Consider the following 25548-nt stretch of genomic DNA (forward strand, 5'->3'; position numbering starts at 1 on the left):
CCGGCACGACGTCCCGAACGTCGTCCACCGCCCCCGCAGCAGCTCCCGCCCGAACGCGGTGAGCGCCCGCGGCGGGCGGTGCCGCCGCCTCCCCAGCAGCAGCCGCCCCCTCCCCAGCAGCCACCGCCCGACGGCAGGCGTCAGCGGGTCGCGGGCCGCCCCGACGACGAGACACGGCGGCTGAGGCCACCCCAGAACCCGCCGCCGGCGCAGGTGCCGCCGCGGAAGGTGCCCCCCGCGCAGGGGACACCGCCTCCGCCGACCCGGCGTCAGCCGGTTCCGCCGCCGCAGGGGCCGCCGCTGCCGCAGCCTGCCCCGTCGGCACCGAAGCCGCCGCCGCGCCGTCCGACGACGGCGCCGCAGGCGCTCAACCAGACACCGCCCCCGCCGCATCGCGGGCGCCGCCAGCCGCCACCGGTCCGCCCGTGGCAGGTCGACCGGCGCGACGAGCCCGACGCGACGCGGTTCATCCCGCGCACCCCCGGCGTCCCGATGGGATCGCGCTGGCCGGTCGCCGACCCCGACGTCCTCCGCCCGTACGACCAGCTCGCCACGCAGGTCATGCCGGCGATCAAGGACGCGCCGCTGGTCAAACCGCGGCCGGGGCAGACAGGCGAGCAGGATGTCGCCGCCCCCGCGAAGACGCCGTCACTCGCGAAATCCAGCGGCCGGATGGCGATCGCCTCGCTGATCAGCCGGATCACCGGTTTCGCGTGGAAGCTGCTGCTGGTCGCGGCCATCGGCGCCCTGGTCGAGAACGACTCGTTCAACGTCGCCAACACGATGCCGAACATCATCTTCGAGCTGCTGATGGGCGGGGTGCTGTCCAGCCTCGTGGTCCCGCTGCTCGTGCGGTCGCAGGACGACAAGGACGGCGGCGAGGCGTACACGCAGCGGCTGGTCACGGTGGCGGGCACGCTGCTCGTCGTCGGGACGGCCATCGCGGTCTTCGCGGCGCCACTGATCACCAAGCTCTACGTCGATGACAACGGTGACGCCAATCCGGCGCTGGTCACCGCGTTCGCGTATCTGCTGCTGCCGCAGATCTTCTTCTACGGCGTGTTCGCCCTGCTCTCGGCGATTCTGAACGCGAAGCACATCTTCGGTCCGACGGCGTGGGCGCCGGTGATCAACAACCTGGTCGTCATCTTCACGATCCTCGTGGTGTGGGTCATGCCGGGGGACATCTCGACCAATCCGGTGTCGATCACCGACCCGAAGGTGCTGACGCTGGGCCTCGGCGTGACCGCGGGCATCGTGGCGCAGTCGGTGCTGCTGATCCCGCCGCTGTTGCGGTCGGGGTTCAAGTTCAAGTGGCGCTGGGGCATCGACAAGCGCATGAAGGAGTTCGGCGGGCTCGCACTGTGGACCGTCGGCTACGTCGCCGTCAGCCAGGTCGGCTACACGATCACGACCCGCGTGCTGACCAGCGGTTCGCAAGGCGGCGTGACCGCGTACGCCAACGCGTGGCTGCTCTTCCAGCTGCCCTACGGCGTCATCGGGGTGTCGCTGCTGACCGCGATCATGCCGAGGATGAGCCGCGCGGCGGCCGACGGCGACCACAAGAAGCTGATCGGCGACCTCTCCTACGCCTCCCGCATCTCGACGGTGACGCTCCTGCCGATTTCCGCCGTGATGACCGTGGTGGGCGGTTCGGTCGGTATCGCCCTGTTCACCTTGGGCAAGGGCAAGGTCGAGGATGCGACGCGACTGGGCGAGGCACTGGCCATCTCCGCGTTCGCGCTGCTGCCGTACGCGCTGGTCATGTTGCAGATGCGGGTGTTCTACGCGATGAAGGACGCGCGGACGCCGGTGCTGATCATGATCGTGATGACCGTGGTGAAGGTGCCGCTGCTCTACCTGTGCCCCGTACTGCTGTCGAAGGACAACATCGTGCTCGGCGTGATGATGGTCAACGGCCTCACGTTCGTCGTCGGCGCGATCCTCGGCCAGGTCTGGCTGTGGGTGACCCTCGGAAATCTCCGGAGCAAGCGGATTCTCGGGGTGATCCTCTTCACGGTCGCCGCGAGTGTGCTCGGGGTCGGCGCGGCGTGGCTCGCCGGGCAGGTCGTCCCTGACTCGTTCGGGCCTACTTTCCATGCCTGGGTGAAACTTCTCCTGCAGACGGTGGTCGGGATCGCGGTGTCGTTCGGCGTGCTCATGGCCCTCAAGGTCGAGGAATTGAAGCCCGCCACGGACAGGATCACCCGGTTGATCAAGCGCGGGTAACGATTCACGTACGGATGGCGCGCGTTCACGGGTCGTATTCTGGGTACCCTCGGGGCGGGAGCTACGCGGGAGAGTGCGGTGGATACGAGACGGAGCGAACAGGCAGGGGAGGCGAGCCAGGTGGGCATCCGGGCCCAAGGCGGGTCGCTGGCCCCTGGCCGGGTCGTCGGAGACGGCCGGTATCGCCTGCTCGCACAGTTCGGGGTGGACGAAAGAGCCGCCGCGCATCTTTGGCGAGCGCGCGACGGGCAGCTGAAGCGTGATGTGGCGCTGACGCTGCTGGTCGGCGATCCGGCGGACGCGGAGGCCGCGAGGCTCGCGCGCCGGACGCTGGAGCGTGCCGCGCACGCGTCGAAGTTCGGCCACGGCGGGGTCGCGCGCGTCCTCGACGTGCTGAGCCTCGGCAGCGGCGTCACTTCGAGCGAAGGTCTGCTCGGTGTCGTCGTGGCGGAATGGACCAAGGGCAGCGACCTGGTCGACCTAGTGGCGCAGCGCCCGGTGGCGCCCGCCGCGGCGGCCAGGATGGTGCAGGCGCTGGCGGAAGCCGTCGACCACGCCCACCAGAACGGTCTCGTCCTCGGCCTCGACCATCCGCAGCGCCTGCGGCTCACCCCGGACGGCGCGCTGAAGCTCGCCTTCCCGGGCCCCCTGCCCGAAGCGACCCTTCGCGACGACGTCAAGGCGCTCGGCGCGGTCCTGTACCTGCTGCTGACCGGCCGCTGGGCCCTTCCCGGCGGACCGGCCGCGATCCCGGCGGCGCCGCACGCGCCGACCGGCCGCGTCATCCCGCCGCGTTCGCTGGTCCCAACGGTCCCGGTCGAGCTGTCCTCGCTCGCCGTCCGCACCATCGAGGACGGCGGCCACGGCGGCATCCGCACCAGCGCGGCCATCCTGCGCGTGCTGGACCAGGTCGCCGAAGCCGAAGAGCGCACGCAGCTGATCAAGGCCGTCGGCGAGGAAGAGGCCGTGGCCGAACCGGACGGCACGGTCTGGACGACGAAGAAGCCGGTCAAGGACGTCGCGCGGCGCAAGAAGCTGGCGTTCGGCGTGACCGTGCTGGTCGTCGCGACCGTGGTCATCCTCGCCTGGGGCGGGATGATGCTGATCAACCTGTTCCAGGGCGAATCGAAGTCCAGCGGCCCGCAGATCAACGTCGCCGCGCCCTCGTCCTCACAGGTCGCGCCGCCCTCGGGCGAGCAGCCGCCGCCCGCCCAGCAGAAGCCGTCCCCGGCCGTGGGTGCCGCGGTGAAGTCGTCGGCCGTCACCGTGTTCAACCCGGGCAGCAAGGGCGACAGCCCCAGCCGCGCCAAGAACACCACCGACGGCGACGCCGGCACTTCGTGGAAGACCGACCAGTACGACAAGCAGTTCCCAGTGCTCAAGGACGGCGTCGGACTGGTCGTGACCTTCAAGGACCCGATCACCCTCAGCCAGCTCAAGATCGACTCGGCGAGCCCCGGCTCGAAGGTCGAGATCCGCTCCGCCGAGAAGAAGAACCCGAAGCTCGACGAGACCAAGGTCGTCGGAACGGGGGACCTCGCGGCGGGCGAGTCGACCATCGCTTTGCAGCAGCCTCAGCAGGGTCAGTACTTCATCATCTGGATCACTCAGCTGGGTGAAGACGACCGCGGAAAGTTCGTCACCGAACTCAAAGAGCTGACCTTCCTGCCTGCGGGGTGACCACGGACACCGGGTCAGTAGGCTCTCCCGGGTGACAGCTGCAGCTCCAACGGACGCGGATCTCATCGCGGCGCATGCCGCCGGCGACCCGCGCGCGTTCAGTGAACTGGTCCAGCGACATCGAGACCGCATGTGGGCGGTAGCCCTGCGCACCTTGCGGGATCCGGAAGAAGCCGCGGACGCCCTGCAGGACGCGTTCATCTCCGCGTTCCGAGCAGCGGGCAATTTCAGAGCGGAATCGCAGGTGACGACGTGGTTGCACCGCATCGTCGTCAACGCCTGCCTCGACCGCATCCGGCGGGGCAAGGCCAGACCGACCGTTCCGCTGCCCGAGACCGGGCAGTTCAACGAGCCCGCCTCCCCGCGTGACTCGATGTCCGAACGCGAGACGAGCCTCGTCGTCAAGGAAGCCCTCGACCTGCTCCCCGAAGAGCAACGTGCCCCGATCGTGTTGGTCGACGTGGAGGGATACTCCGTAGCCGAGACGGCGAAGATGCTCGGCATCGCGGAAGGCACGGTCAAGAGCCGATGTGCCCGAGGTCGCGGAAAGCTCGCGAAGGTTCTCGGACATCTACGGAACCCCGATGCGATTGCGAACGTCCCAACTCACGAAAGCAAACGAGAGCGCGCTACCCCGAAACGGGGTGCCAGGCGTCCTCAGGGCACGCCGGGTGACGGGGAGGGACGATGACAGACGAGAGCAGGGGGATCGGTGGGACCGTCGGTCCGCCGTGGTCTGTCGATGTGCTCGCCGACCTGCACGCAGGTGTGCTGGACGAGCGGGAGGCGGCCGAACTGTGGCCGCTGGTGAACGCCGACCCCGAAGCACTGGCGATCATCGAAGCACTCGAAGCGACCACGGCCGACCTCGCGGAACTCGCGAACGAGCCGGTCGCTCCGATGCCCGCGGAGTTCGCGGCACGGATCGACGCCGCGCTGGCCGCCGAGATGCGGGCGTCGCCTGCGTTTCAAGGCGCATCTGAAGGGCAGCAGGACCAGGTCGCCCCGGTGGTGGACCTCGCGGCCGCACGGCGGCGGCGGAACAAGCGGATCGGCTGGGGCGCCGGGATAGCGACCGTGGCCGCGGCGGCCATCGCCGCCGTCGCGATCGTCGTGCCCACCACGCAGCAGTCGACGCCGGGCGGCGGCGTCGCGCAGCCTCCTCCCGCCCCCAACGGCCCTTCGGTCGGCGGAGACGGCGGAGGAGCCGAAGCCCTGGTCGGCAAGGCGATCGGCGTCCGCGACTTCGGCTCGCTGAAGACCGAAGAGCGGCTCGACGCCTGTGTCGCCGCGGCCGGAATGGACGCCGACGTGCGGCCGGAGGGAATCCGGCCGGTGAACGTCGCGGGCAAGGACGGCGTGATGGTGATCTACACCACAGGCAAACTCGCCCAGTTCCGCATCGTCGCCTTCGGTGCCGACTGCGGCCCGGGCAACCCGGCGATCCTCTTCGACAAAATCATCGGACAGAAGTAGCCGGCCGAAACCTCACTGGTCCCTCGCTCCCCACCAGCCCCATTTCGGGGGGAGCGAGGGACCTTTGCTATCGCGCTAGCTTTCCTAGCGGCGCTAGAGGTCGGATCTCCGCCGTGGCGCAAGGCGGGAGAAAGTAGCGCCGGTCACCACGGGAACACCGGCCCCTACGATCGTGTTGAGCCTGGTGAACAGGTCACTACGAGCGGAGGTCACGGGTGGCTGCCGAGGAGATCAGGAACCTGATCGTCATTGGATCTGGTCCTGCGGGTTACACCGCCGCTGTCTACGCGGCACGAGCGCAGCTCGAACCGCTGGTGTTCGAGGGCACTCAGTTCGGCGGTGCGCTGATGACGACGACGGAGGTCGAGAACTTCCCCGGCTTCCGCGAAGGCATCCAGGGCCCCGACCTCATGGAAGAGATGCGCGAGCAGGCCAAGCGTTTCGGCGCCGACCTGCGCCAGGAGGACGTCGAGTCCGTCGAGCTGACCGGTGACGTCAAGTACGTCTTCGCGAACGGCAAGCGCTACGCGGCCCGCGCGGTCGTGCTCTCGATGGGCGCCGCGGCCCGCTACCTGAACGTACCCGGCGAGCAGGAGCTGCTCGGCCGCGGTGTTTCGGCCTGCGCTACCTGCGACGGCTTCTTCTTCCGCGACCACGACATCGTGGTCGCCGGCGGCGGCGACTCCGCGATGGAGGAGGCGACCTTCCTGACGAAGTTCGCCAAGTCCGTCACGATCGTCCACCGTCGCGAGGAGTTCCGCGCCTCGAAGATCATGCTGGAGCGTGCCCGCGAGAACGAGAAGATCAAGTGGGCGCTCAACAAGCAGATCACCGGGGTCGAGGGCGAGGGCAAGGTCGAAGGCCTGAAGCTCAAAGACACGGTGACCGGCGAAGAGTCGAAGCTGGACGTGACCGGGTTCTTCGTCGCGATCGGTCACGATCCGCGCAGCGAACTGGTGCGTGGTCAGGTCGACCTCGACGAGGACGGTTACGTGCTCACCCAGGGCCGGACCTCGTACACGAACCTTCCGGGTGTTTTCGCGGCGGGCGACCTGGTCGACCGCACGTACCGGCAGGCGATCACCGCCGCGGGTTCGGGCTGCGCGGCGGCGATCGACGCGGAACGATGGCTGGCGGAGCACGCCGGTGTCGAGACCGCCCAGGAAACCCCTGAGCTGGTCGGCGGCGGCTACGGCGCCACCACCAACTGACTTTCCCACACCGGAGTTTCATCACCCAGAAGGAGACACCATGGCCAACACCGTGACGGTGACCGACAAGACGTTCGTCGACGACGTGCTGACGAGCGAGAAGCCCGTGCTGGTCGACTTCTGGGCCACCTGGTGCGGTCCGTGCAAGATGGTCGCCCCGGTGCTCGAGGAGATCGCGGCGGAGAACGGCGAGAAGCTGACCATCGCGAAGCTCGACATCGACGCCAACCCGAACACTGCGCGTGACTACCAGGTGATGTCGATCCCGACGCTGATCCTGTTCCAGGGCGGCAAGCCGGTGAAGCAGATCGTCGGCGCCAAGCCGAAGGCCGCGCTGCTGTCGGACCTCGCCGACGTCCTCTGATCTCGCGTTTCACCTGCCGAAACCCGGGGCCTGCCCAGGCTCCGGGTTTCGTCGTTCGGCAGACTGGGTAAATCTCATCGTTACGGGAACGCCTGGACGAGTTCCACGAACGGGCGCTTGACGCACCGACCGGGCCTCCGCGCTCACCGAGAGTTCACAGGGCACAATAGAGCACCGGGGTTCGCCCCGCAGGGTTTTCAGAGTCGTGCATCGAGCTCGATCGGTGCCCCAAAGGGAAGAGCGAGGAGTGCATGCGGGTACTCCGCCGCGGTGACGCCGGACCGGACGTCGCCGAGATCAGGTCCACGCTGGCGGCGATGGAGCTGCTCCCGCCGGTGACCGAATCCGGGGAGTACGAGGTCTTCGACACGGCGATGGAACATGCCGTGCGGGCGTTCCAGCAGCGCCGTGGGCTCATCACCGACGGTCTGGTGGGTCCCGCGACCTACCAGGCGCTTCGCGGCGCAGGCTTCCACCTGGGCAGCCGCCCGCTGACCTACATGTTCTCCGCCCCCATGCAGGGCGACGACGTCTTCGCGCTTCAGGAGCGGCTGACCGAACTCGGTTTCGACGCCGGCCGCCCGGACGGGCACTTCGGCCCCCAGACCGAACGCGCGCTCAAGACCTTCCAGCGCGACATGCGCCTGGTTTCCGACGGCATGTGCGGCCCGGCCACGATCCGCGAACTGCACCGGCTCTCCTCGCCGCGTGCGCGCGGCGGCCGTCCCGTTTTCCTGCGCGAGCAGGAGCAGGTGCGACAGGCGGGTCCGCGGCTGCGCGGCAAGCGCATCGTGATCGATCCCGGCCACGGCGGCGACGACCTCGGTGTCGTCGCCAGCGGTCTGCGTGAAGCGGACATCGCCTGGGACCTCGCGCGGCGGCTCGAAGGCCGGATGCAGGCCACGGGTATGGAGGCGCTGATCTCGCGCGGCCCGAACCAGAGTCCGACCGAGGGTGAGCGGGCGAAGTTCGCGAACGAGGCGGGCGCCGACCTGTTCCTTTCGCTGCACAACGACAAGAACCCCTCGCCCAAGGCGCAAGGGGTCGCGAGCTTCCACTTCGGTACCGGCAACGGCGCCACGTCGACCGTCGGTGAGCTGCTGGCGGGCTTCATCCAGCGCGAGCTGGCCGCCCGCACCGGCATGCTCGACTGCCGCACGCACTACAAGACCTGGGAGATCTTCACCCGCACCCGCTGCCCGGCGGTGCGGATCGAGATCGGCTACCTGACCAATCCGGAAGACAGCCGCAAACTGGCGGACCCTGCTTTCCGCGACGTCGTCGCCGAAGGCATCCTGGTCGCCGTGAAGCGTCTGTATCTCCTCGGCGAAGGGGACCAGCCGACAGGCACGTTCACCTTCGCGGACGTCCTTGCCCACGAACTCGCCAAAGCGGAGTAGCCACTCCTCCACACCCGCACGCGAGCGCACATCCCTCTGCCGACACTCTCGGCACAACCGGTTGTGTCACCCCTCGCCGGACCACGCCACCCCTAGCCCCACCCGGCGCGCAGCCCCCGCCCTTCCCGGGGGGCGTCCCCAGGTCCAGCCTACCCATCCACAGATTTTCCACCGCTCCTATCAGCGATCTGTGGATAACTCGGCGGGTTACCCACAGCCATCCCCAAGGCAGGGGATGGCTGCTGCGCGTACCCGGAAACTCTGCTAGGGCGGCTCGGCGGCCGTGAGATGAAGGGGCCTTTCATTGCAAATTTCGCAATGAAGGACGCTTTCATCTCAACCGGCTCAAGCCTCCGAAAAGGCGAAGAAGGTCAGGCGCGGCCCATGCTCGGCTCGGCCGTCGTGATGGAGACCTGGCCGAGCAGCCGTTCGAGGGCCGCCTCCACGTCTTCCTTCCACGAGATCGCCGACCGCAGTTCCAGTCGCAGCCGCGGCCACCGCGGATGCGGCCGCACGGTCTTGAAGCCGACACTCTGCAGGAACGCGGCGGGCAGCACGCAGCTGTGCCCGCCGTCCGGATCGGTCTCGTCGGGCTTGGCGTCACCGAAGGCTTCGATCGCGCGGACCCCGCGTTTGGTCAGATCCTTCGCGACGGCCTGCACCAGCATCCGGCCGAGTCCGCCACCTTGGAATTCGGGGAGGATCTGGAAGGCGGTCAGCAGAACCGCGTCCGGACCGGGCGGTGAAGTCGGGAAGGCCAGTGAACGCGGCACGGCGTTCGGCGGCGCGTACAGCACGAAACCGACCGGCAGAGTGTCGCTGTAGACGATCCGGCCGCAGGAGCCCCACTCCAGCAGCACGCTGGAGACCCAGGCTTCCTTTTCGACCTCCGTCGCGCCGTACTCCTCGGCCTGCGCCTTCAAATGCGGCGCCAGCTCCCAGTACACGCAGCGGCGGCAGCTCTTGGGCAGATGCTCGAGGTTGTCCAGGGTTACGCCCACGACGCGACGCGACACCGACAAACCTCCCTGAACGACGACACCCGACGCAGCCCTGTCCCGAGCAGGACTCACTGAAGGGGACCTGACCGAGGATAGGCCGATGTGATGAACACCGGAAGGCCAGGGCCCCTCAAGGGAGGGTGGTTACACTCGATGGAACTACCAGTCGGTAGCGACTATGTCCACTTCGAAGCACGGGTGAAGCGCCTGATGACCGAGAATCGCCCTGTCCGGCCGGAGCCCGGCCGACACAACCTCGACCCTCATCTCGACCGCTACGCCGCGCGTACGGCCGGGATGACTGCCTCCGAGATCAGGGCCTTGTTCGCGGTCGCCAGTCGCCCCGAGGTGGTGTCGCTCGCCGGCGGGATGCCGAACCTCGCCGCGCTCCCGCTGGACACGTTGTCCGAGCAGGTCGGCGAACTGATCGCCGAAGAGGGCCTGGTCGCGCTCCAGTACGGGTCCGCGCACGGCGTCCCGTCGCTGCGCGAGCAGATCTGCGAGATCATGGCCCTCGAAGGCATCAAGGCCCATCCGGACGACGTCGTCGTGACGGTCGGCTCCCAGATGGGGCTCGACATGGTCACCCGGCTGTTCTGCGACCCGGGTGACGTCATCATCGCCGAGGGCCCCTCATACGTCGGCGCGCTCGGCTCTTTCGCCGCCTACCAGGCGAACGTCGTCCACGTCGCCATGGACGACCACGGCCTGGTCCCCGAGGGGCTGCGTGCCGCGCTCGCGGAGACCCGGAAAGCGGGCCGCCGGGTCAAGTTCCTCTACACGATCCCCAACTTCCACAACCCCGGCGGCGTCACGCTGGCCGTCGAGCGACGTGCGGAAATCGTGGAGATCTGCCGTGAGAACGATATCCTCATCGTCGAAGACAACCCGTACGGTCTGCTCGGCTTCAGCGGGCAGACGTATCCGGCGCTCCGCTCGATCGACCCCGACAACGTCGTGTACCTGGGCTCGTTCTCGAAGACCTTCGCCTCCGGTCTGCGGGTCGGCTGGGTGCTCGCACCGCACGCCGTCCGGGAGAAACTCGTGCTCGCGGCCGAGTCCGCGACCCTTTGCCCGCCCACGCTTAACCAGTTGATCGTGTCGCGATACCTCTCGACTCATGACTGGATGGGTCAGATCAAGACCTTCCGCGAGAACTACCGGGAGCGCCGGGACGCGATCCTGTCCGCGCTCGATCAGCACATGCCCGCCGGGTGCAGCTGGACCAAACCCGACGGCGGTTTCTATGTCTGGATGACCGTCCCGGAAGGCGTGGACACGAAGGCGATGCTGCCGCGAGCCGTCACGGCCCGGGTCGCGTACGCCTCCGGAACCGGTTTCTACGCCGACGGATTCGGCAGCAGACAACTTCGTCTTTCCTACTGCTACCCGACACCCGAGCGGATCCGCGAAGGCGTCCGGCGCCTCGCGGCGGTGCTCGAGTCCGAAATGGACTTGGCGCGTACCTTCGGTAACGCGAGCCCCCGTTCGATCTCGGGGCCGCAGAACCCCTCTCCGGACACGGTCTGATCGGCCGGACGTCCCCAAGCACAAAGGAGTCCTCGGTGGTCGACCGCACCGTTGCCGTACTCGCAGGCGGACTTTCCCACGAACGCGATGTCTCTCTCCGCTCCGGGCGCCGGCTCTCGGTCGCGCTGCGGTCGGAAGGTCTCATCGTCGAAGAGTGGGACACCGACGCGGGCCTGCTCGAACGTCTTCGCACCCAGCGCCCCGATGCGGCCATCGTCGCCCTTCACGGAGGTGAAGGGGAGAACGGCGCGGTGCAGACGGTGCTGGAGATGCTCGACGTGCCTTATGTCGGTACCAGTTCGCAGGGCTGCCGCCGCGCGTGGGACAAGCCGACGGCCAAGGCGCTCGTCGCCGACGCGGGCTTCACCACGCCGGACTGGGTCGTGTTGCCGCACAGCACCTTCCGCGAACTCGGCGCGCAAGCCGTACTGGACGCGATGGTCGAAACCTTGGGCTTGCCCCTGATCCTCAAGCCCGACCAGGGCGGCTCGGCGCTGGGCGCCCAGGTCGTCAAGGACGCCGCGGAAATGCCAGGGGCGATGGTCGGCTGCTTCGCGTACGGCGACACCGTCCTCGCCGAGAAGTTCGTATCCGGCGTCGAGGTCGCCGTGACGGTCATCGAAGGCGAAGAGGGTCCCGAGGCACTGCCCGCGGTCGAGATCGTCCCGGAGAGCGGCGTGTACGACTACACCGCCCGCTATACCGCAGGGCTGACCGATTTCTTCACTCCCGCACGGATACCCGACGACGCCGCCAAGGCGGTCGGCGAACTGGCCGTCGCCGTGCACCGGCAACTCGGGCTTCGCGACATCTCACGCACCGACGCCGTGGTCGCCGAAGACGGCACGGTCTATTTCCTCGCGGTGAACCTGTCACCGGGCCTGACCGAGACTTCGATCGTTCCGGTCGCGATCGAGGCGGCCGGTGCCACCCTTGGATCGGTCTTCGCCGGCCTCGTCGGACGAGCGATCGCGCGCAAGAGCTGAGTCTGGTTCGACGAAGGGGACTTGCCCGGTGCGGGCGAGTCCCCTTTTTCATTTCCAGGCTACGGCGACGACCTGGTGCTCATCTTCGCAGACGACCCGACCAGGGTTCGCCGACCAGACAGCCTCGCATGGCACCTCGTGCGTCTCCAGGATCGACAGGTAGCCGTCGACCCGCTCGATGAAGACACGAGCGGTCGCTTTGAACCACGCCGCGGCCCCGGGGTTCACGTCCACGTCGTAGACGCTCGGGTCGACGTGCGCCGGGTTGGTGAAGTTCGTGTCGAACCAATCGTTGCTCGCCCGGCGAAAGGCTTCCTGCTCGACCGTGAGGCGCCCGGCCCGGGCGAGACCGTTGACGAGACCGAAGACCCCGGTGAAGGTTCCCCGCTCATTGCGGACCGGACTCTGGAAGCGGACGAAGGGCAAGCCGGTCATCGAGTCCTCGAACGCCAGCGTCCCGGCGGGCACGCGGTCAAGTAAATCTCCGGATCGGGCTTTGGCGCGGCCGCCTCATCGGCGGCCAGTTTCACGGGAAACATCGCCAAAAGTCCGCCGCGAAGGAGAGCGGCGTCCAACAGGGCTCGGGGCGAGTTGCTCGCGGTGACGACCTCGGTCACCGACCTCAGCAACTCGTCCGCGATCACGGCGCCGCCGCCGGGGTCGAACGGCAGACCTCGCCGTGCGAACAGTTCGGTCTCGGCGACCGACGACCGTCGAAGAGCGCCTTCATACTTGCCCTCAGTTCAAGCACTCAGCGTCACCGAATCGTCAGCACACAGCTATCGTCACCGTGACAAAACGACCCGGGGTGATCCCTAATCGGTTTCGGATGTCTGATTTGCCTGATTTTGATCCATGAGCGCCACGATGCGTTCAAGATCGTCAACCGAGCCGAATTCGAGCGTGATCCGCCCCTTGCGGCGTCCCAAGTCGACCTTCACGCGAGTGTCGAACCGGTCCGAAAGCCGGTTCGCCAGTTCCTGGAGTCCGGGCGCCTGGATCGGCTTGCGAGGAGCGGGCTTCGGCTTGGCCGGCTTCTCGCTCTTTTTGAGCGTGACGGCTTCCTCGGTCGCACGGACCGACATGCCCTCCGCGATGATCCGCGCGGCCAGCTCTTCCTGACTCTCCGCGTCCTCGAGGGAGAGCAGCGCCCGCGCGTGACCCGCCGAAAGCACCCCGGCGGCGACCCGTCGCTGGACCGCGAGGGGGAGTTTGAGCAAGCGGATCGTGTTCGTGATGACCGGGCGGCTGCGCCCGATCCGGCTTGCCAGCTCCTCGTGCGTGACCGCGAACTCGTCGAGCAGCTGCTGATACGCGGCCGCCTCTTCGAGCGGGTTGAGCTGAACGCGGTGGATGTTCTCAAGCAGCGCGTCACGCAGCATCGCCTCGTCGGCGGTCTGGCGGACGATCGCCGGGATCGCCTCCAGCTCCGCCAGCTGAGACGCACGGAGCCGCCGCTCGCCCATGACGAGTTCGTACTCGTCGGTGCCGAGCTCCCGGACCACGATGGGCTGCATGAGCCCGAACGCGCGGATCGAGTGCTCCAGCTCGCTGAGCGCGTCTTCGTCGAAGACCTGCCGCGGCTGCTTCGGGTTCGGCTTGATCTGGCTGACCGGGACCTCGCGGTAGACCGCGCCGGCGACGGTGCCGCCGTGCGAACCGGCCTCACCGTTGGCCGCGAACCAGCCCTTGTCGTCCGGCCCCGCGGGCTTGACCGCGGGAACGGGAACCGTGGCGGAGCCGTTCTCGACGGGGGCCGCAGAGCCCGGTGGCGGACCGGTGGGGATCAGGGCGGCGAGCCCGCGCCCGAGCCCTCCTCTGCGCTCGCTCATGCCGTACCGCTCCTTTCCTTCATCTCCGCACCCCGTTGTGCGATCTCCTTCGCCGCGTCCACGTAGCTCATGGCACCACGGGAACCCGGGTCGTACGCGAGGACGGTCTGCCCGTAGCCGGGCGCCTCGGACACCTTCACGCTGCGGGGGATGACCGTCTTCAGAACAGTGTCCCCGAAGTGGTTCCGGACCTCGTTCGTCACCTGATCGGCCAGCTTCGTCCGGCCGTCGTACATGGTGAGCAAGATCGTGGAGACGCTGAGTTCGCGGTTCAGGTGTGCTTGGACGAGCTCGATGTTGCTCAGCAGCTGCCCCAGACCTTCGAGCGCGTAGTACTCGCACTGGATCGGGATCAGCACCTCCTGCGCGGCGACCATCGCGTTGACGGTCAGCAGACCGAGCGACGGCGGGCAGTCGATGAAGACGTAGTCGACGCCGATCTCATCGAGGATCTCGGACGAGAGCGCCTCCTTGAGCCGCATCTCGCGGGACGCCATGGAGACGAGTTCGATCTCGGCACCGGCGAGGTCGATGGTCGCGGGCACGCAGTAGAGATTCGACGACTGCTCGCTCTGCGCCGCCGCCTCGGCGAGCGACACCTCGCCGATCAGCACCTCATAGATCGAGGGGGTGCCGGACCGGTGGTCGATGTCGAGCGCGGTGCTCGCGTTGCCCTGGGGGTCGAGGTCGATCACGAGCGTCTTGAGCCCGTGGACGGCGAGGGCGGCGGCGAGGTTCACCGTGCTGGTCGTCTTGCCGACGCCGCCCTTCTGGTTGGCGACCGTCAGCACTCGCCGACGAGTCGGCCGGGGGAGCGCACCTTCCTTGGGGTGCAGCACGCTGGCGGCGCGGACGGCTTCTTCGGCGATGGGCGTCCAGCCGAGTTCCTGGCCGGCGCTCGCAGGGTCGGACGGCGGGGGAGTCACCGGTCTCGAGCCTCCTCTGTATTAGACGTGGGAGTCGTTCCACGTTGTTTCACGTGGAACCGGGTTAGCTGCGCCTGCCGCGCGATCGGGACTGCTTCGGAGGCAGGCGGTGGATCACGACGACCGTGCTCGGAATCTCGAGCACCTTGGTACCGCACTCGAAGACTTCCGGCTCGCCGCCGCCGGCCTTCCGGACGGCGACGCGATCGCGTTCGATTTCTTCTCCAGCGCTCGCTCCTTTGAGGGCGACCAGAGCACCTTCGGAACGCACGAGCGGGAGGCACCAGTTCGCGAGTCGGGCCAACGGAGCGACCGCCCGGGCGGTGACGACATCGGCGCCACCGAGCTCCTCACGTACCTGCCGCTCCTCCGCGCGCCCGCGGACAACGGTGATGGGGAGTTCCAGCTTCTCGGCAACCTCGGCCAGCCAGTCGACCCGGCGGGCCATCGGTTCGAGCAGAACGATATCGAGGTCCGGTCGGCTGATCGCGAGCGGTACACCCGGAAGCCCCGCGCCCGAGCCGACGTCGACCACGCGGGCGCCGTCGGGGATGCGTTCGCCGATGACGGCGGAGTTGAGGACGTGGCGCTCCCACAGCCGGTCGACCTCGCGAGGCCCGATCAGTCCGCGCTCCACGCCATGCCGCTCCAAGAGTTCGACGTAGCCGACAGCTTGCTCGAGGCGGTCTCCGAATACTTCCGACGCCGCACTCCGAACCGCTGCGGCGACCCCGTCCAAGCCCACTCTTGCTCCTCAACCCTCGACGCCGTTTCACGTGAAACGCGCTCCACTGATTGTCCATGACGCCGACCGCAAAACGGGGAGACAGTCCGAAGTTGTGGACAACTCCACCCGTCTCGCCCGTTTCACGTGAAACGCCACGGCTGTAATTCACCCCGGACACAAAGAAAGCGGCCCGCCGGATGACCGGCGAGCCGCTTCGTTCGAGTAACCGTCAGGCGGGGAAGATGACGACCCGGCGCTTCGGGTCCTCTCCTTCGCTCTCGCTCTTGACCCCGTCGACCGCGGCGACCGCGTCGTGCACGACCTTCCGCTCGAACGGGCTCATCGGCTGCAACCGGACACGCTCGCCGGAGGAGACCACGGTCTCGGCGGTCGAGCGACCGAGCTCGCGGAGCTCCTCGCGACGGTCCGCGCGCCAGCCCGCGATGTCCAGCATCAGTCGGCTCCGCGAACCGGTCTCCTGCTGCACCGCCAGCCGCGTCAGCTCCTGCAGCGACTCCAGCACGGTGCCGCGCGGCCCGACGAGCTTCTCCAGATCCTCGCCGCCGTCGATGCTGACGATCGCGCGGCCCGCTTCGACATCGAGGTCGATGTCGCCGTCGTAGTCCAAAAGATCGAGCAGCCGCTCGAGGTAGTCGCCGGCGATGTCGCCCTCCTTCACGAGGACGTCGTCGTCGACACCTCCCTTGCGAGCGGTCTCTGCAGCCGTGTCTTCGACGTCACCAGTCTCGACCTCGGCCGCGCTGTTCTCTTCGGCGTCGATCGTGTCGATCGTCTCCGCCATTATTGGTCTCCTCTCCGGCCCGGATCGGCGTCAGCGACGCTTCCGGCCCGATTTCTTAGTCGAGTCAGAGATGAGCTCGGTCGCGTCCGCGCCGTTCTCCTTCGAGCCGTTGGTGGACGGCTCGGCTGATGCGTTCTTGGCGTCCTTCTTCTCCGTGGTGGAGGGATCGGTCTGGGCGAAGCCGTGGGGCGAGCCCGCCTTCTTCACCTGACCACCGGAGGACTGCTTGTTCCTCTTCTGCTGGACCGGCTTCTGGCCGGGGCGCGGCGCGGTCGGCTTCTGGCCGGGCTTCGGGCCGAGGTTCGCGCGCTTCTCCTTCTCGGCTTCCTTGCGGGCCTCTTCTTCCTTGTCGATCTTCGTGTAGACGAGGCGCTGCTGCATCAGGGTCCAGCCGTTGTTGGCGAGCCAGTAGATGAGCAGACCGATCGGGAACAGCGCACCGAAGACGAGGACACCGATCGGGAAGACGTACATCGTCAGCTTGTTCATCATCGCGGTCTGCGGGGTGGCCGACTCGGGGTTCTGGCGCTGGACCGAGTGACGCGCGGTGAGGTGCGTCGCGATACTCGCGATGATCATCAGCGGGATCGCGACCGGCGCGACGCCCCAGTGGAACCCGGCGGCCGTGTTGCCCCCGCTGACCATGTCGACGCCGGTGTAGATGGCGTCGCCGAGGTTCACGCCGAACAGCTTCGCGTGGACGTAGGACTCGACGCCGGCCTGGTCGAAGAAGTAGTTCTCGGTCTTCGGCCCGCCGTACGGGTTGATGGTGAACATCCGCAGGACGTGGTTCAGACCGATGAAGACCGGGATCTGAAGCAGCATCGGCAGGCAGCTGCCCAGCGGGTTGACGCCGTGCTCCTTCTGGAGCTTCTGCATCTCCATCGCCTGGCGCTGCCGGTCGTTGGAGTACTTCTTCTGGATCTTCTTCATTTCCGGCGCGAAGTCCTGCATCTTCTTCATCGACCGGACCTGGTTCACGAACGGCTTGAACATGATGCCGCGGACGGTGACCGTCAAGAAGATGATCGCGAGGACCCAGGAAATCGCGTTCGCCTCACCGAACACGAGCCCGAAGACCTTGTGCCAACACCACAAGATGAAGGACACGGGGTAGTAGATGAAGTCGAGCACTGAGCTACTCCTCGATCGGTGTTTCAGGTCGGCGGTGGCGCCACGAGAACGTCTCGGGTACCGGGTCGCGGCCGGGCATGGTCCACGGGCCACAGCGCAGCAGACGCCGGACCGCGAGATAGCTGCCGCGGCCGGCGCCGTGCCGGGTCAGTGCCTCGACGGCGTACGCGCTACAGCTCGGGTAGAACCGGCACGCCGGAGGAAAGAAGGGGGAGATCGCCTTGCGGTACAGCTTGATGGGCAGGAGCAGCACCCATGCCACCGGGCCTGGCCGGGCGTCTTCGGTGGTCTCGTTCTCGGTGGCTCGCATGCCGTTACACCGCTGATCCGTTGTCGGGGGGTCGCGCCTGATCGGACTTCCCGGTGACGGCGGAATGACCGGAGAGCCCGAGGCGCCTCAACGACGCGTCGAGGTCCGAGCCGAGTTCCGCGCTGGACGCGTCCGCGGCCGGAGGTAGTGCCCGTATCACCAACGAGCTGCCCGGCGGCAGTGTTCCGAGCCTGGCGGAAACAAGATGCCTCAATCGGCGGGTGACCCGATGGCGGACCACCGAATTCCCCACGGCCTTGCTCACCACAAAACCCGCCCGCGCCGCTTCGGCGGCATCGGGCGGGTCCGTGGTCAACGCATGGACGACGAGGCGGCGCCTGCCTGCCTTGGCCCCACGCCGCATCACGGCACGGAAATCCTCACTGCGCCGCAACCTCGCGGCGGCCGGCAGCACGACGTCCCTCGACGGCGGCCGGATCAGGCGGACAGCGCGCCGCGGCCCTTGCGACGGCGAGCCGCCAGGATGGCCCGGCCGGCGCGGGTCCGCATCCGCAGCCGGAATCCGTGGACCCGGGCGCGTCGGCGGTTGTTCGGCTGGAAGGTGCGCTTACCCTTGCTCACGACTAACTTCTCCTGTTTCTCGGCCGCCGGGAACGGTTCGACCCGTTCCTGGCGTGTCGTGCTGACGCACGGCAGTCTCTGGTGTCTCCTACCAACGTGTGGCCTCGTCACGTCGAGCGACGACAACGTGGGCACGCGAAACGCCCCCGCTGTATACGGGAGACCTTACGAGGGTACGCACCCACCGCCGGGGCCCGGCAGGCACCCCCTCGACCACGGACCGCGACAGTACGTGGAGAGTGATCACCGACGACGCGAGGGCATCGAATGGCAACACGCCGTACACCGTGAAATGCTTGCGCGCGAGGATGCCTTGTGGCAACGAGCGGGGCTTGTTAGCGTGCCCCTCCCGGGTTTTCGCCGAGGTGGAACGGTGCAGGCGCCCGGGTGTCCTTGGGGATGTGGAGGCATCCCGTCGGCATACGTCGAGCCCGCAGGTGGCGTCACCGCGGGCCGCCGTACATTAGTGCACAGCTGTGGACAACCATGTGGATATTTGCTGTGCACATGAGCCGATCGGGCCAGGATGACGCTCGACCCGGCGTTTCGGGCCGCTGAGCGATCTCGCCGCAGCGCACCGATGAGGGGAGGGGAGTCAGGCAGGTGTCCGATCACCAGCACAATCTTGGCGTCATCTGGGAACAGGTCGTACGCGAACTGTCGGACGGCACCCTCTCCCCGCAGCAGCGCGCCTGGATGCGGGTGACCAGGCCGATCGGCCTGCTCGACGGCACCGCGCTCCTCGCCGCTCCCAGCGACTTCGCCAAAGAAGCGATCGAACGCGCCCTTCGCGGCGCAATCACCGAAGCCCTTTCGCGCCGGCTCGGCCGCGCGGTCTCCCTCGCGGTGAAGGTCGACAGCACCGAGCCCTCGATGCCTCCGCCGCCGCCCTCGCCCGGCCCCCGCTATGAACCGACGTCACCCGGCCGGGTGGAAAACGGTTCCGGACCGGTGCCGGGTACTCCTCCGCTGCCCGACGGTGACGGCATGCTGTCCCCGAACAGGCCACGGCCCGAGCCTCCGAAACCGAGGCCCCCGAGGCAGCAGCCCGTGGACAACAGCCTCAACGATGGCGACGACAGCGATGAAGAAGTCGACGAAGAGGGCGAGGCCCTCGCCGCCGTGACCGAGATCTGGCCGACGTTCTCCGGACAGCCGATCGCGGGCCAGCCCTACACCGCGCCGGCGCAGCCGCAGACGTCGAAGACGAAGCTCAACGAGAAGTACACGTTCGACACGTTCGTCATCGGCGCGTCGAACCGCTTCGCGCACGCGGCCGCGGTCGCCGTCGCCGAAGCACCGGCCCGCGCGTACAACCCGCTGTTCATCTGGGGAGAATCCGGACTCGGGAAGACCCACCTGCTGCACGCCGTCGGGCACTACGCGCAGCGGCTGTTCCCCGGCATGCGCGTGCGGTACGTGTCGACCGAAGAGTTCACCAACGACTTCATCAACTCGCTGCGCGACGACCGCAAGGTCGCCTTCCAGCGCCGCTACCGCGACATAGACATCCTTCTCGTCGACGACATCCAGTTCCTGGAAGGCAAAGAAGGTACGCAGGAAGAGTTCTTCCACACCTTCAACACCCTCCACAACGCGAACAAGCAGATCGTCGTCTCCTCCGACCGCCCGCCGAAGCGCCTCGAAACGCTGGAAGACCGGCTGCGCACGCGGTTCGAGTGGGGCCTCATCACCGACATCCAGCCGCCGGAACTCGAAACGCGGATCGCGATCCTCCGCAAGAAGGCGGCACAGGACCGGCTCGCCGTCCCCGGCGAAGTCCTGGAGTTCATCGCTTCACGCGTCGAGGCGAACATCCGGGAACTCGAAGGCGCGCTCATCCGCGTCACCGCCTTCGCGTCACTGAACCAGCAGCCCGTCGACGTGGCGCTCGCCGAGATCGTGCTCCGCGACCTCATCCCGGATTCGCACGCGCCCGAGATCACCGCGCCCACCATCATGGGCGTCACGTCCGAGTTCTTCGACGTGACCCTCGACGACCTGTGCGGCCCCGGCAAGACGAAGGCACTCGCGACCGCACGCCAGATCGCCATGTACCTCTGCCGCGAACTCACCGACATGTCCCTGCCGAAGATCGGACAGACCTTCGGCGGCCGCGACCACACGACCGTCATGCACGCGGACAAGAAGATCCGCAAGGAAATGGCCGAACGACGGCGCATCTACGACCAGGTCCAGGAACTGACTTCGAGGATCAAACAACGAGCGCGGCAGTGATTTCTGTCGAGCGCTGACGTAAACGTGCCGAAGGGGCGTCGTTCCGCTTCCAACTCAGGTTGGGCGGAGAGGCGCCCCTTCATCACGTTTACGTGGGCCTTCGGCCCAAGGGAGGGCGCTCGACGGTGAAGTCTCCGTCGGGCGCGGGGCGCCCTTGGGGAGACCCCGTAGTCACCAGGCCAGCGCCACCATAGCTCTCTTTGCTCGATCCCTTAGCGCACAAGGGGTTTGGGGCCTCCGCCGGTCGGGTGGGGGCCCGTTTTCGTGTCCAAAGTGGCCCGAAGCGCGTGTGGAGGAGAAGAAGGGGTGAAGGGCGCGAAGGGCGCGAAGGGGGCGAAGGGGGCTTGAGGGTGCTTCGCGTTTTCCTTGTGTACAAAGGGAATCCACAGGGTGTGGGTAGTTTGTGCACAACTCCGATGGGTCGGAGAGCTGCGGCGATCGGGTTTCCGTCCACATCGCACTCACAGGGAATCCACAGCATTTCCACACCATGATCCACACGCTGTCCCCAGGTTGCCCACATCTTGTGCACAAGGGTGAACGGTGCTGCCCGAGTCACTCTCCCGAGCGATTCCGGTCACGAACCAGGTCCACAAGCCTGGGTACAAACCGGCTCACAACTGGGGATAACTGTGGGGAAAACTGTGGATGACTGTGGACAGATCGAGCGCCGCTCGAAACCATCCACCGACGGCCCGAGCTGTCCACCGTCCGTACACACCCGGAGTCCACAGCCCTGCAGGCATCCGGACCTGCGCGAACAAGGCTTGTCCACACAATCCACAACGCCTATTACTACTGCTGTTCTTAGTTCTTCTCTAGAAGAGAACAAAACAAAAACAGGCGAAGGACGAATCTGGGGACAGCTGCTCAGCCGTGTCGTCTTGTCGACAAAAGCAAGGGGAGGCCGAGGTGACGTGGACCCCGGGGACGGCCTAACGTGGGTCCCTGCACCTGGTCTGCGTGTCGACGTGCGTTCGCGTCCTCGCTCGGACCGAACGAACCTGCGAGGCACCTGGCCATCGCGCTCTCCGGCCGCGGTGACCCGTTGAGCTTTCGAGCCGTCAGGGGCTCGGCTGTCGAAAGGAAGCGCGCATGAAGATCCGCGTCGAGCGTGACGGGCTGGCCGACGCCGTCGCGTGGGTGGCGAGAAGCCTCCCGTCGCGGCCTCCGGTCCCGGTTCTGGGCGGTGTCCTGCTCGATGCGGGATCCGACGGGACGAGTGACGCACTCACCGTCTCCGGATTCGACTACGAGGTCTCCGCCACGGTCGGCGTCCCGGCCACGATCGCCGACGGCGGCCGTCTGCTGGTCTCCGGCCGTCTGCTGGCCGACATCACCAAGTCGCTGCCCGCGCAGCCGGTCGAGATCTCCGTCGACGGCGCCCGCGCGACCATCACCTGCGGCTCCGCGCGCTTCTCCCTGCCGACCATGCCGGTCGAGGACTACCCGCAACTCCCGTCCCAGCCCGCTTTCGCCGGCGAGCTCACCGGCGACGCCTTCGGCCAGGCCGTCACCCAGGTCGTCGTCGCGGCGGGCAAGGACGACACCCTCCCGATGCTGACCGGTATGCGGCTGGAGATTTCGGGCTCCTCGCTGACCCTGGTCGCCACCGACCGCTTCCGGCTCGCGATGCGCGAGTTCACCTGGGAGCCCGCCGAGGGCCTGTCCGACGCCGCCGTGCTCGTCCCGGCGCGCACGCTCGCCGAAGCCGCGAAGACGCTCGGCGCCAGCGGTGCCAAGATCCGGCTCGCGCTCGCCAGCGGCGAGGGTCTCCTCGGCCTCTCCGGCTCCGGCCGCTACACCACGACCCGCCTCCTCGACGCGGAGTTCCCGCCGTACCGGCAGCTGCTGCCGGCGCAGCACACGTCGCGCGCGGTCCTCGAGGTCTCGGCGCTCGCCGAGTCGATCAAGCGTGTTTCGCTGGTCGCCGAACGTGGCACCCAGGTGCGGCTGGAGTTCAAGGACGGCTCGCTGCGGCTCTCCGCCGGCGGCGACGACGAGGGTTCGGCCGAAGAAGAGCTTCAGGTCGACTACGAAGGTGAGCCGGTGACCATCGCGTTCAACCCGGGTTACCTCGTCGACGGGCTCGGTGCGCTGAACGCGAACCGGGCGGAACTGACGTTCACCACCCCGAACCGGCCGGCGCTGATCAAGCCCGCCGACGAGGAGGGCAACGTCGTCCCCGGCTACCTGTACCTCCTGATGCCGGTCCGCCTCCCGGGCTGACCGGCCGCCACTTCTGTTCGCACCAAAGGGGATCTTCATGGCTCAGCTGGGACTCATCGGCCTCGGCAAGATGGGGTTCAACATGCGTGAGCGGCTGCGCGCGGCCGGTCACGAGGTGGTCGGCTACGACCGCAACCCCGACGTCACCGACTCCACCTCACTCGAGGACATGGTGTCCAAATTGGACGGTCCTCGGATCGTCTGGATCATGGTGCCCGCCGGTGAACCCACCCGGCAGACCGTCGCGGAGCTCGGCAACCTGCTGTCCGAGGGCGACCTCGTGATCGACGGCGGCAACTCGAAGTACACCGACGACAGGATCAACGCGGACCTGCTCGCGACGAAGAAGATCGGCTACCTCGACTGCGGGGTTTCCGGTGGCGTGTGGGGCAAGGACAACGGCTACGGCCTGATGGTCGGCGGCGTGGCTTCGGACGTCGAGAAGGCCATGCCGATCTTCGACGCGCTTCGCCCCGAAGGCCCGCGTGACGAGGGCTTCTCGCACGCCGGCGCCGTCGGCTCGGGTCACTACGCGAAGATGATCCACAACGGCATCGAGTACGGCATGATGCAGGCCTTCGCCGAAGGCTTCGAGTTGCTCGAAGCCGCGAAGGTCGTCGAGAACGTGCCCGCGGTGATCAAGGGCTGGCAGCGGGGGACCGTCGTCCGCTCGTGGCTGCTCGACCTGCTCGTCCGCGCACTCGACGAGGACCCGGAGCTGGACGACCTCGAGGGCTACGTCGAGGACTCCGGCGAAGGCCGGTGGACCCTCGAAGAGGCGATCAACAACGCTGTCCCGGCGCCGGTCATCTCGGCCGCGCTGTTCGCCCGGTTCGCCTCGCGCCAGGAGGACTCCGCCGCCATGCGGGCCGTCGCCGCGCTGCGCAACCAGTTCGGCGGGCACTCGGTCAAGAAGGCCGGCGACTAGGTAGTGGGTTGTACCTAAGACATCTCCAGGTCACCGACTTCCGGTCCTGGCCACAAGCCGATCTCGCGCTCGAACCCGGCCCGACCGTCCTCGTCGGACAGAACGGCCGCGGCAAGACGAACCTCCTCGAGGCGATCGGCTACATCGCGACCCTGGGCTCGCATCGCGTCGCGACCGACGCGCCGCTGGTGCGGCACGGGTGCGAACGCGCGCTGATCAGGGTCGCGGTGGTCAACGAGGACCGCGAGCTGACGGTCGAGCTGGAGATCACGCCAGGCAAGGCGAACCGCGCGCGGGTCAACCGCGGTGCGGTCGGCAAGCCCCGTGACGTGCTCGGGATCCTGCGCACGGTGCTGTTCTCACCGGAGGACCTGGCACTCGTGCGCGGGGATCCCGGAGAGCGCAGACGTTTCATGGACGAACTCCTCGTGCTGCGCGCGCCGCGGTACGCCGGGGTCCGCGCCGACTACGAGAAGGTGCTGAAGCAGCGGAACGCCCTTCTCAAGACGGCGGGCAAGCGTCGGACGGGGCGCGAAGACCCGTACGCGTTGTCGACGCTCGACGTCTGGGACGACCACCTGGCGGTGGCGGGGGCCGCGTTGCTGGCCGCCCGGCTCAACCTGATCGCGGATCTCGCGCCGTACACGGCCGCCGCGTACATGGGGGTCGCGCCCGACTCGAGACCGGCGAAGATCGCGTACAAGTCGAGCGTCGGCGAAGCGATGCCAGCGGGCTACGGCGTTCCGGACGGTGCTCGCGCCGACGAGGCGGTCCTCAAGGATGTGCTGGTCGAGGCGTTGAAACGGTCCCGGAACCTGGAGCTGGAGCGCGGGGTGAGCATGGTCGGCCCGCATCGGGACGAGCTCGATCTCATCCTCGGCGAAGCGCCGGCGAAGGGCTACGCGAGCCATGGGGAGTCCTGGTCGTTCGCCCTCGCCTTGCGTCTGGGAAGCTACGAGCTTCTGCGTGGCGAGGCCGGGGAACCGGTACTTCTCCTGGATGATGTGTTCGCCGAGCTGGACCGGCGTCGCCGGGCCCGGCTGGCGGAGGTGGCGGCAGGCGCCGAGCAGGTGCTGGTGACCGCCGCCGTGGACGAGGACGTGCCCGCCGAACTGGCCGGACATCGGTTCCTCGTGGCGGATGGTGAGATCAACCGAGGGTGATCCGGTGGAGCGGACACCCCGAGTGATCGGCGCCACAGCAGTTGCCCACCGATCTGGGGACAAACCTGTGGACAGTGTGGATAACACCGTGAACGCGTTATCGCCCCGCGTGACCAAGGGGCCTGATAAGCGGCTTGACACCCCTCACTCGGGTGGTAACCCGAGTGAGGGAGCTTTGTTCGACACGAAGAGTGAGCGGCCTTCGGTATCGAACGGCGCAACCGATACCGAAGGCAAGGAGCCGACTACCGGTCGTGACCTCGCTCTCGCCGCCCTGGACGCCGCGAAGGCCAAGGCGAAGGCCCGCGGAGTTGAACCAGGCGTGCGCCGCGGCCGTATCACCGGTGGGGGAGCCGGTTCGTCCGGCCAGAGCTCGCGACGTCGTCGCTGGTCAGGGCCGGGTGCCGACGCCCGCGACCCGCAACCGCTCGGCAGGCTCGCCTCCCGGATCGCGGTCGACCGCGGCTGGAACACGCGGCTCGCCAACGGTCAGGTCTTCGGCAGCTGGGCACGCCTTGTGGGTGAAGAGGTCGCCGAACACGCCCAGCCGGTCGCCTTGAAGGACGGCGAGCTGACCGTCCGCGCGAGTTCGACGGCGTGGGCGACGCAGCTGCGCCTGTTGCAGGGGCAGCTGCTGGCGAAGATCGCGAAAGGCGTCGGGCACGGTGTGGTGAAGAGGATGCGGATCCAAGGGCCGACGGCGCCGAGCTGGCGGAAAGGGCCGCGGCACGTCCCGGGACGTGGTCCGCGTGACACGTACGGCTGATCCGAGTTGCGCTTCGCCGCGTCTATGCCATCGA

General features: G+C 67.7%; 24 protein-coding genes. 14 read left to right on the forward strand and 10 right to left on the reverse strand.

Going from position 1 to position 25548, the window contains the following annotated elements; genetic code table 11:
• Window positions 1–492: 492 nt before the first annotated feature.
• The 7 genes from murJ to DL991_RS05295 all read left to right on the forward strand — a co-directional run bounded on the left by murJ (window position 493) and on the right by DL991_RS05295 (window position 8360).
• A complete protein-coding gene (gene murJ / locus DL991_RS05265) occupies window positions 493–2229 on the forward strand; it encodes a murein biosynthesis integral membrane protein MurJ (RefSeq protein WP_233598685.1) in 1737 nt (578 codons plus the stop codon).
• Between the two features lie 120 nt (window positions 2230–2349).
• Window positions 2350–3909: a protein kinase family protein gene (locus tag DL991_RS05270; protein WP_199753840.1), complete on the forward strand. Its 1560-nt coding sequence runs from the start codon at window positions 2350–2352 to the stop codon at window positions 3907–3909.
• Window positions 3910–3940: 31 nt separating this feature from the next.
• Window positions 3941–4600 (forward strand): RNA polymerase sigma factor SigM, encoded by a 660-nt coding sequence (sigM, locus tag DL991_RS05275; protein ID WP_125781523.1) that lies wholly within the window; start codon window positions 3941–3943, stop codon window positions 4598–4600.
• Window positions 4597–5385, forward strand: coding sequence for a hypothetical protein (locus tag DL991_RS05280; RefSeq protein WP_125781525.1), 789 nt, complete (start codon window positions 4597–4599; stop codon window positions 5383–5385). The genes sigM and DL991_RS05280 overlap by 4 nt, the downstream gene beginning before the upstream one ends.
• A gap of 215 nt (window positions 5386–5600) precedes the next feature.
• Window positions 5601–6596, forward strand: a complete 996-nt coding sequence (gene trxB, locus DL991_RS05285; protein WP_125781527.1) for a thioredoxin-disulfide reductase — start codon at window positions 5601–5603, stop codon at window positions 6594–6596.
• 40 nt (window positions 6597–6636) lie between these two features.
• Complete coding sequence (trxA, locus tag DL991_RS05290) at window positions 6637–6960, forward strand: thioredoxin (RefSeq protein ID WP_007032253.1); 324 nt, start codon at window positions 6637–6639, stop codon at window positions 6958–6960.
• A gap of 251 nt (window positions 6961–7211) precedes the next feature.
• Window positions 7212–8360 (forward strand): N-acetylmuramoyl-L-alanine amidase, encoded by a 1149-nt coding sequence (locus tag DL991_RS05295; protein WP_125781530.1) that lies wholly within the window; start codon window positions 7212–7214, stop codon window positions 8358–8360.
• 371 nt (window positions 8361–8731) lie between these two features.
• Here DL991_RS05295 and DL991_RS05300 read toward each other — a convergent pair whose 3' ends face one another.
• Complete coding sequence (locus DL991_RS05300; protein WP_125781532.1) at window positions 8732–9376, reverse strand: N-acetyltransferase; 645 nt, start codon at window positions 9374–9376, stop codon at window positions 8732–8734.
• 195 nt (window positions 9377–9571) lie between these two features.
• On the opposite strand from DL991_RS05300, the gene DL991_RS05305 reads away from it, so the two are divergent.
• Window positions 9572–10891, forward strand: a complete 1320-nt coding sequence (locus DL991_RS05305) for a PLP-dependent aminotransferase family protein (protein ID WP_125781534.1) — start codon at window positions 9572–9574, stop codon at window positions 10889–10891.
• 35 nt (window positions 10892–10926) lie between these two features.
• Complete coding sequence (locus DL991_RS05310) at window positions 10927–11877, forward strand: D-alanine--D-alanine ligase (RefSeq protein ID WP_125781536.1); 951 nt, start codon at window positions 10927–10929, stop codon at window positions 11875–11877.
• A gap of 48 nt (window positions 11878–11925) precedes the next feature.
• On the opposite strand, the gene DL991_RS05315 is transcribed toward DL991_RS05310, so the two are convergent.
• From DL991_RS05315 to rpmH, 9 genes are all read right to left on the reverse strand, one after another.
• Window positions 11926–12345, reverse strand: a complete 420-nt coding sequence (locus DL991_RS05315; protein WP_233598679.1) for a hypothetical protein — start codon at window positions 12343–12345, stop codon at window positions 11926–11928.
• Window positions 12346–12692: 347 nt separating this feature from the next.
• Window positions 12693–13709, reverse strand: coding sequence for a ParB/RepB/Spo0J family partition protein (locus DL991_RS05320; RefSeq protein ID WP_125781538.1), 1017 nt, complete (start codon window positions 13707–13709; stop codon window positions 12693–12695).
• Window positions 13706–14635, reverse strand: a complete 930-nt coding sequence (locus DL991_RS05325; protein ID WP_125781540.1) for a ParA family protein — start codon at window positions 14633–14635, stop codon at window positions 13706–13708. Before DL991_RS05325 ends, DL991_RS05320 begins: the two co-directional genes overlap by 4 nt.
• 64 nt (window positions 14636–14699) lie before the next feature.
• Complete coding sequence (rsmG, locus tag DL991_RS05330) at window positions 14700–15380, reverse strand: 16S rRNA (guanine(527)-N(7))-methyltransferase RsmG (RefSeq protein ID WP_125781542.1); 681 nt, start codon at window positions 15378–15380, stop codon at window positions 14700–14702.
• Between the two features lie 211 nt (window positions 15381–15591).
• Window positions 15592–16164, reverse strand: a complete 573-nt coding sequence (locus tag DL991_RS05335; protein ID WP_199753835.1) for a R3H domain-containing nucleic acid-binding protein — start codon at window positions 16162–16164, stop codon at window positions 15592–15594.
• A 30-nt stretch (window positions 16165–16194) separates the two neighbouring features.
• Window positions 16195–17298 (reverse strand): membrane protein insertase YidC, encoded by a 1104-nt coding sequence (gene yidC / locus DL991_RS05340; RefSeq protein WP_125781546.1) that lies wholly within the window; start codon window positions 17296–17298, stop codon window positions 16195–16197.
• Between the two features lie 4 nt (window positions 17299–17302).
• Entirely contained in the window at window positions 17303–17608 is a 306-nt protein-coding gene (gene yidD / locus DL991_RS05345; protein ID WP_034321908.1) for a membrane protein insertion efficiency factor YidD, read from the reverse strand.
• Window positions 17609–17612: 4 nt separating this feature from the next.
• Window positions 17613–18023 (reverse strand): ribonuclease P protein component, encoded by a 411-nt coding sequence (gene rnpA, locus DL991_RS05350; protein WP_125781548.1) that lies wholly within the window; start codon window positions 18021–18023, stop codon window positions 17613–17615.
• Window positions 18024–18046: 23 nt separating this feature from the next.
• Window positions 18047–18190, reverse strand: a complete 144-nt coding sequence (rpmH, locus tag DL991_RS05355; protein ID WP_005154511.1) for a 50S ribosomal protein L34 — start codon at window positions 18188–18190, stop codon at window positions 18047–18049.
• Between the two features lie 603 nt (window positions 18191–18793).
• Between rpmH and dnaA the strand changes: the two genes are divergently transcribed.
• The 5 genes from dnaA (at window position 18794) to DL991_RS05380 (ending at window position 25514) form a co-directional block, all read left to right on the forward strand.
• Complete coding sequence (dnaA, locus tag DL991_RS05360; RefSeq protein ID WP_125781550.1) at window positions 18794–20428, forward strand: chromosomal replication initiator protein DnaA; 1635 nt, start codon at window positions 18794–18796, stop codon at window positions 20426–20428.
• 1095 nt (window positions 20429–21523) lie between these two features.
• A complete protein-coding gene (dnaN, locus tag DL991_RS05365; RefSeq protein ID WP_125781552.1) occupies window positions 21524–22657 on the forward strand; it encodes a DNA polymerase III subunit beta in 1134 nt (377 codons plus the stop codon).
• Window positions 22658–22694: 37 nt separating this feature from the next.
• Window positions 22695–23585 carry a phosphogluconate dehydrogenase (NAD(+)-dependent, decarboxylating) gene (gene gnd, locus DL991_RS05370; protein ID WP_125781554.1) on the forward strand — a complete coding sequence of 297 codons (891 nt, stop codon included), beginning with the start codon at window positions 22695–22697 and terminating at the stop codon, window positions 23583–23585.
• An 8-nt stretch (window positions 23586–23593) separates the two neighbouring features.
• Entirely contained in the window at window positions 23594–24748 is a 1155-nt protein-coding gene (recF, locus tag DL991_RS05375; protein ID WP_125781556.1) for a DNA replication/repair protein RecF, read from the forward strand.
• Between the two features lie 175 nt (window positions 24749–24923).
• Entirely contained in the window at window positions 24924–25514 is a 591-nt protein-coding gene (locus DL991_RS05380; protein WP_370305635.1) for a DUF721 domain-containing protein, read from the forward strand.
• Window positions 25515–25548: the final 34 nt, after the last annotated feature.

The organism is Amycolatopsis sp. WAC 01375, from assembly GCF_003947325.1.
Classification (GTDB): Bacteria; Actinomycetota; Actinomycetes; order Mycobacteriales; family Pseudonocardiaceae; genus Amycolatopsis.

Excerpts from the sequence above, each read along its gene's own strand:
- murJ (WP_233598685.1), top strand. The coding sequence starts at position 493 with ATGGGATCGCGCTGGCCGGTCGCCGACCCCGACGTCCTCCGCCCGTAC.
- DL991_RS05280 (WP_125781525.1), top strand. The coding sequence starts at position 4,597 with ATGACAGACGAGAGCAGGGGGATCGGTGGGACCGTCGGTCCGCCGTGG.
- trxA (WP_007032253.1), top strand. The coding sequence starts at position 6,637 with ATGGCCAACACCGTGACGGTGACCGACAAGACGTTCGTCGACGACGTG.
- DL991_RS05295 (WP_125781530.1), top strand. The coding sequence starts at position 7,212 with ATGCGGGTACTCCGCCGCGGTGACGCCGGACCGGACGTCGCCGAGATC.
- DL991_RS05305 (WP_125781534.1), top strand. The coding sequence starts at position 9,572 with ATGACCGAGAATCGCCCTGTCCGGCCGGAGCCCGGCCGACACAACCTC.
- DL991_RS05320 (WP_125781538.1), bottom strand. The coding sequence starts at position 13,709 with ATGAGCGAGCGCAGAGGAGGGCTCGGGCGCGGGCTCGCCGCCCTGATC.
- DL991_RS05335 (WP_199753835.1), bottom strand. The coding sequence starts at position 16,164 with ATGGCGGAGACGATCGACACGATCGACGCCGAAGAGAACAGCGCGGCC.
- yidD (WP_034321908.1), bottom strand. The coding sequence starts at position 17,608 with ATGCGAGCCACCGAGAACGAGACCACCGAAGACGCCCGGCCAGGCCCG.
- dnaN (WP_125781552.1), top strand. The coding sequence starts at position 21,524 with ATGAAGATCCGCGTCGAGCGTGACGGGCTGGCCGACGCCGTCGCGTGG.
- gnd (WP_125781554.1), top strand. The coding sequence starts at position 22,695 with ATGGCTCAGCTGGGACTCATCGGCCTCGGCAAGATGGGGTTCAACATG.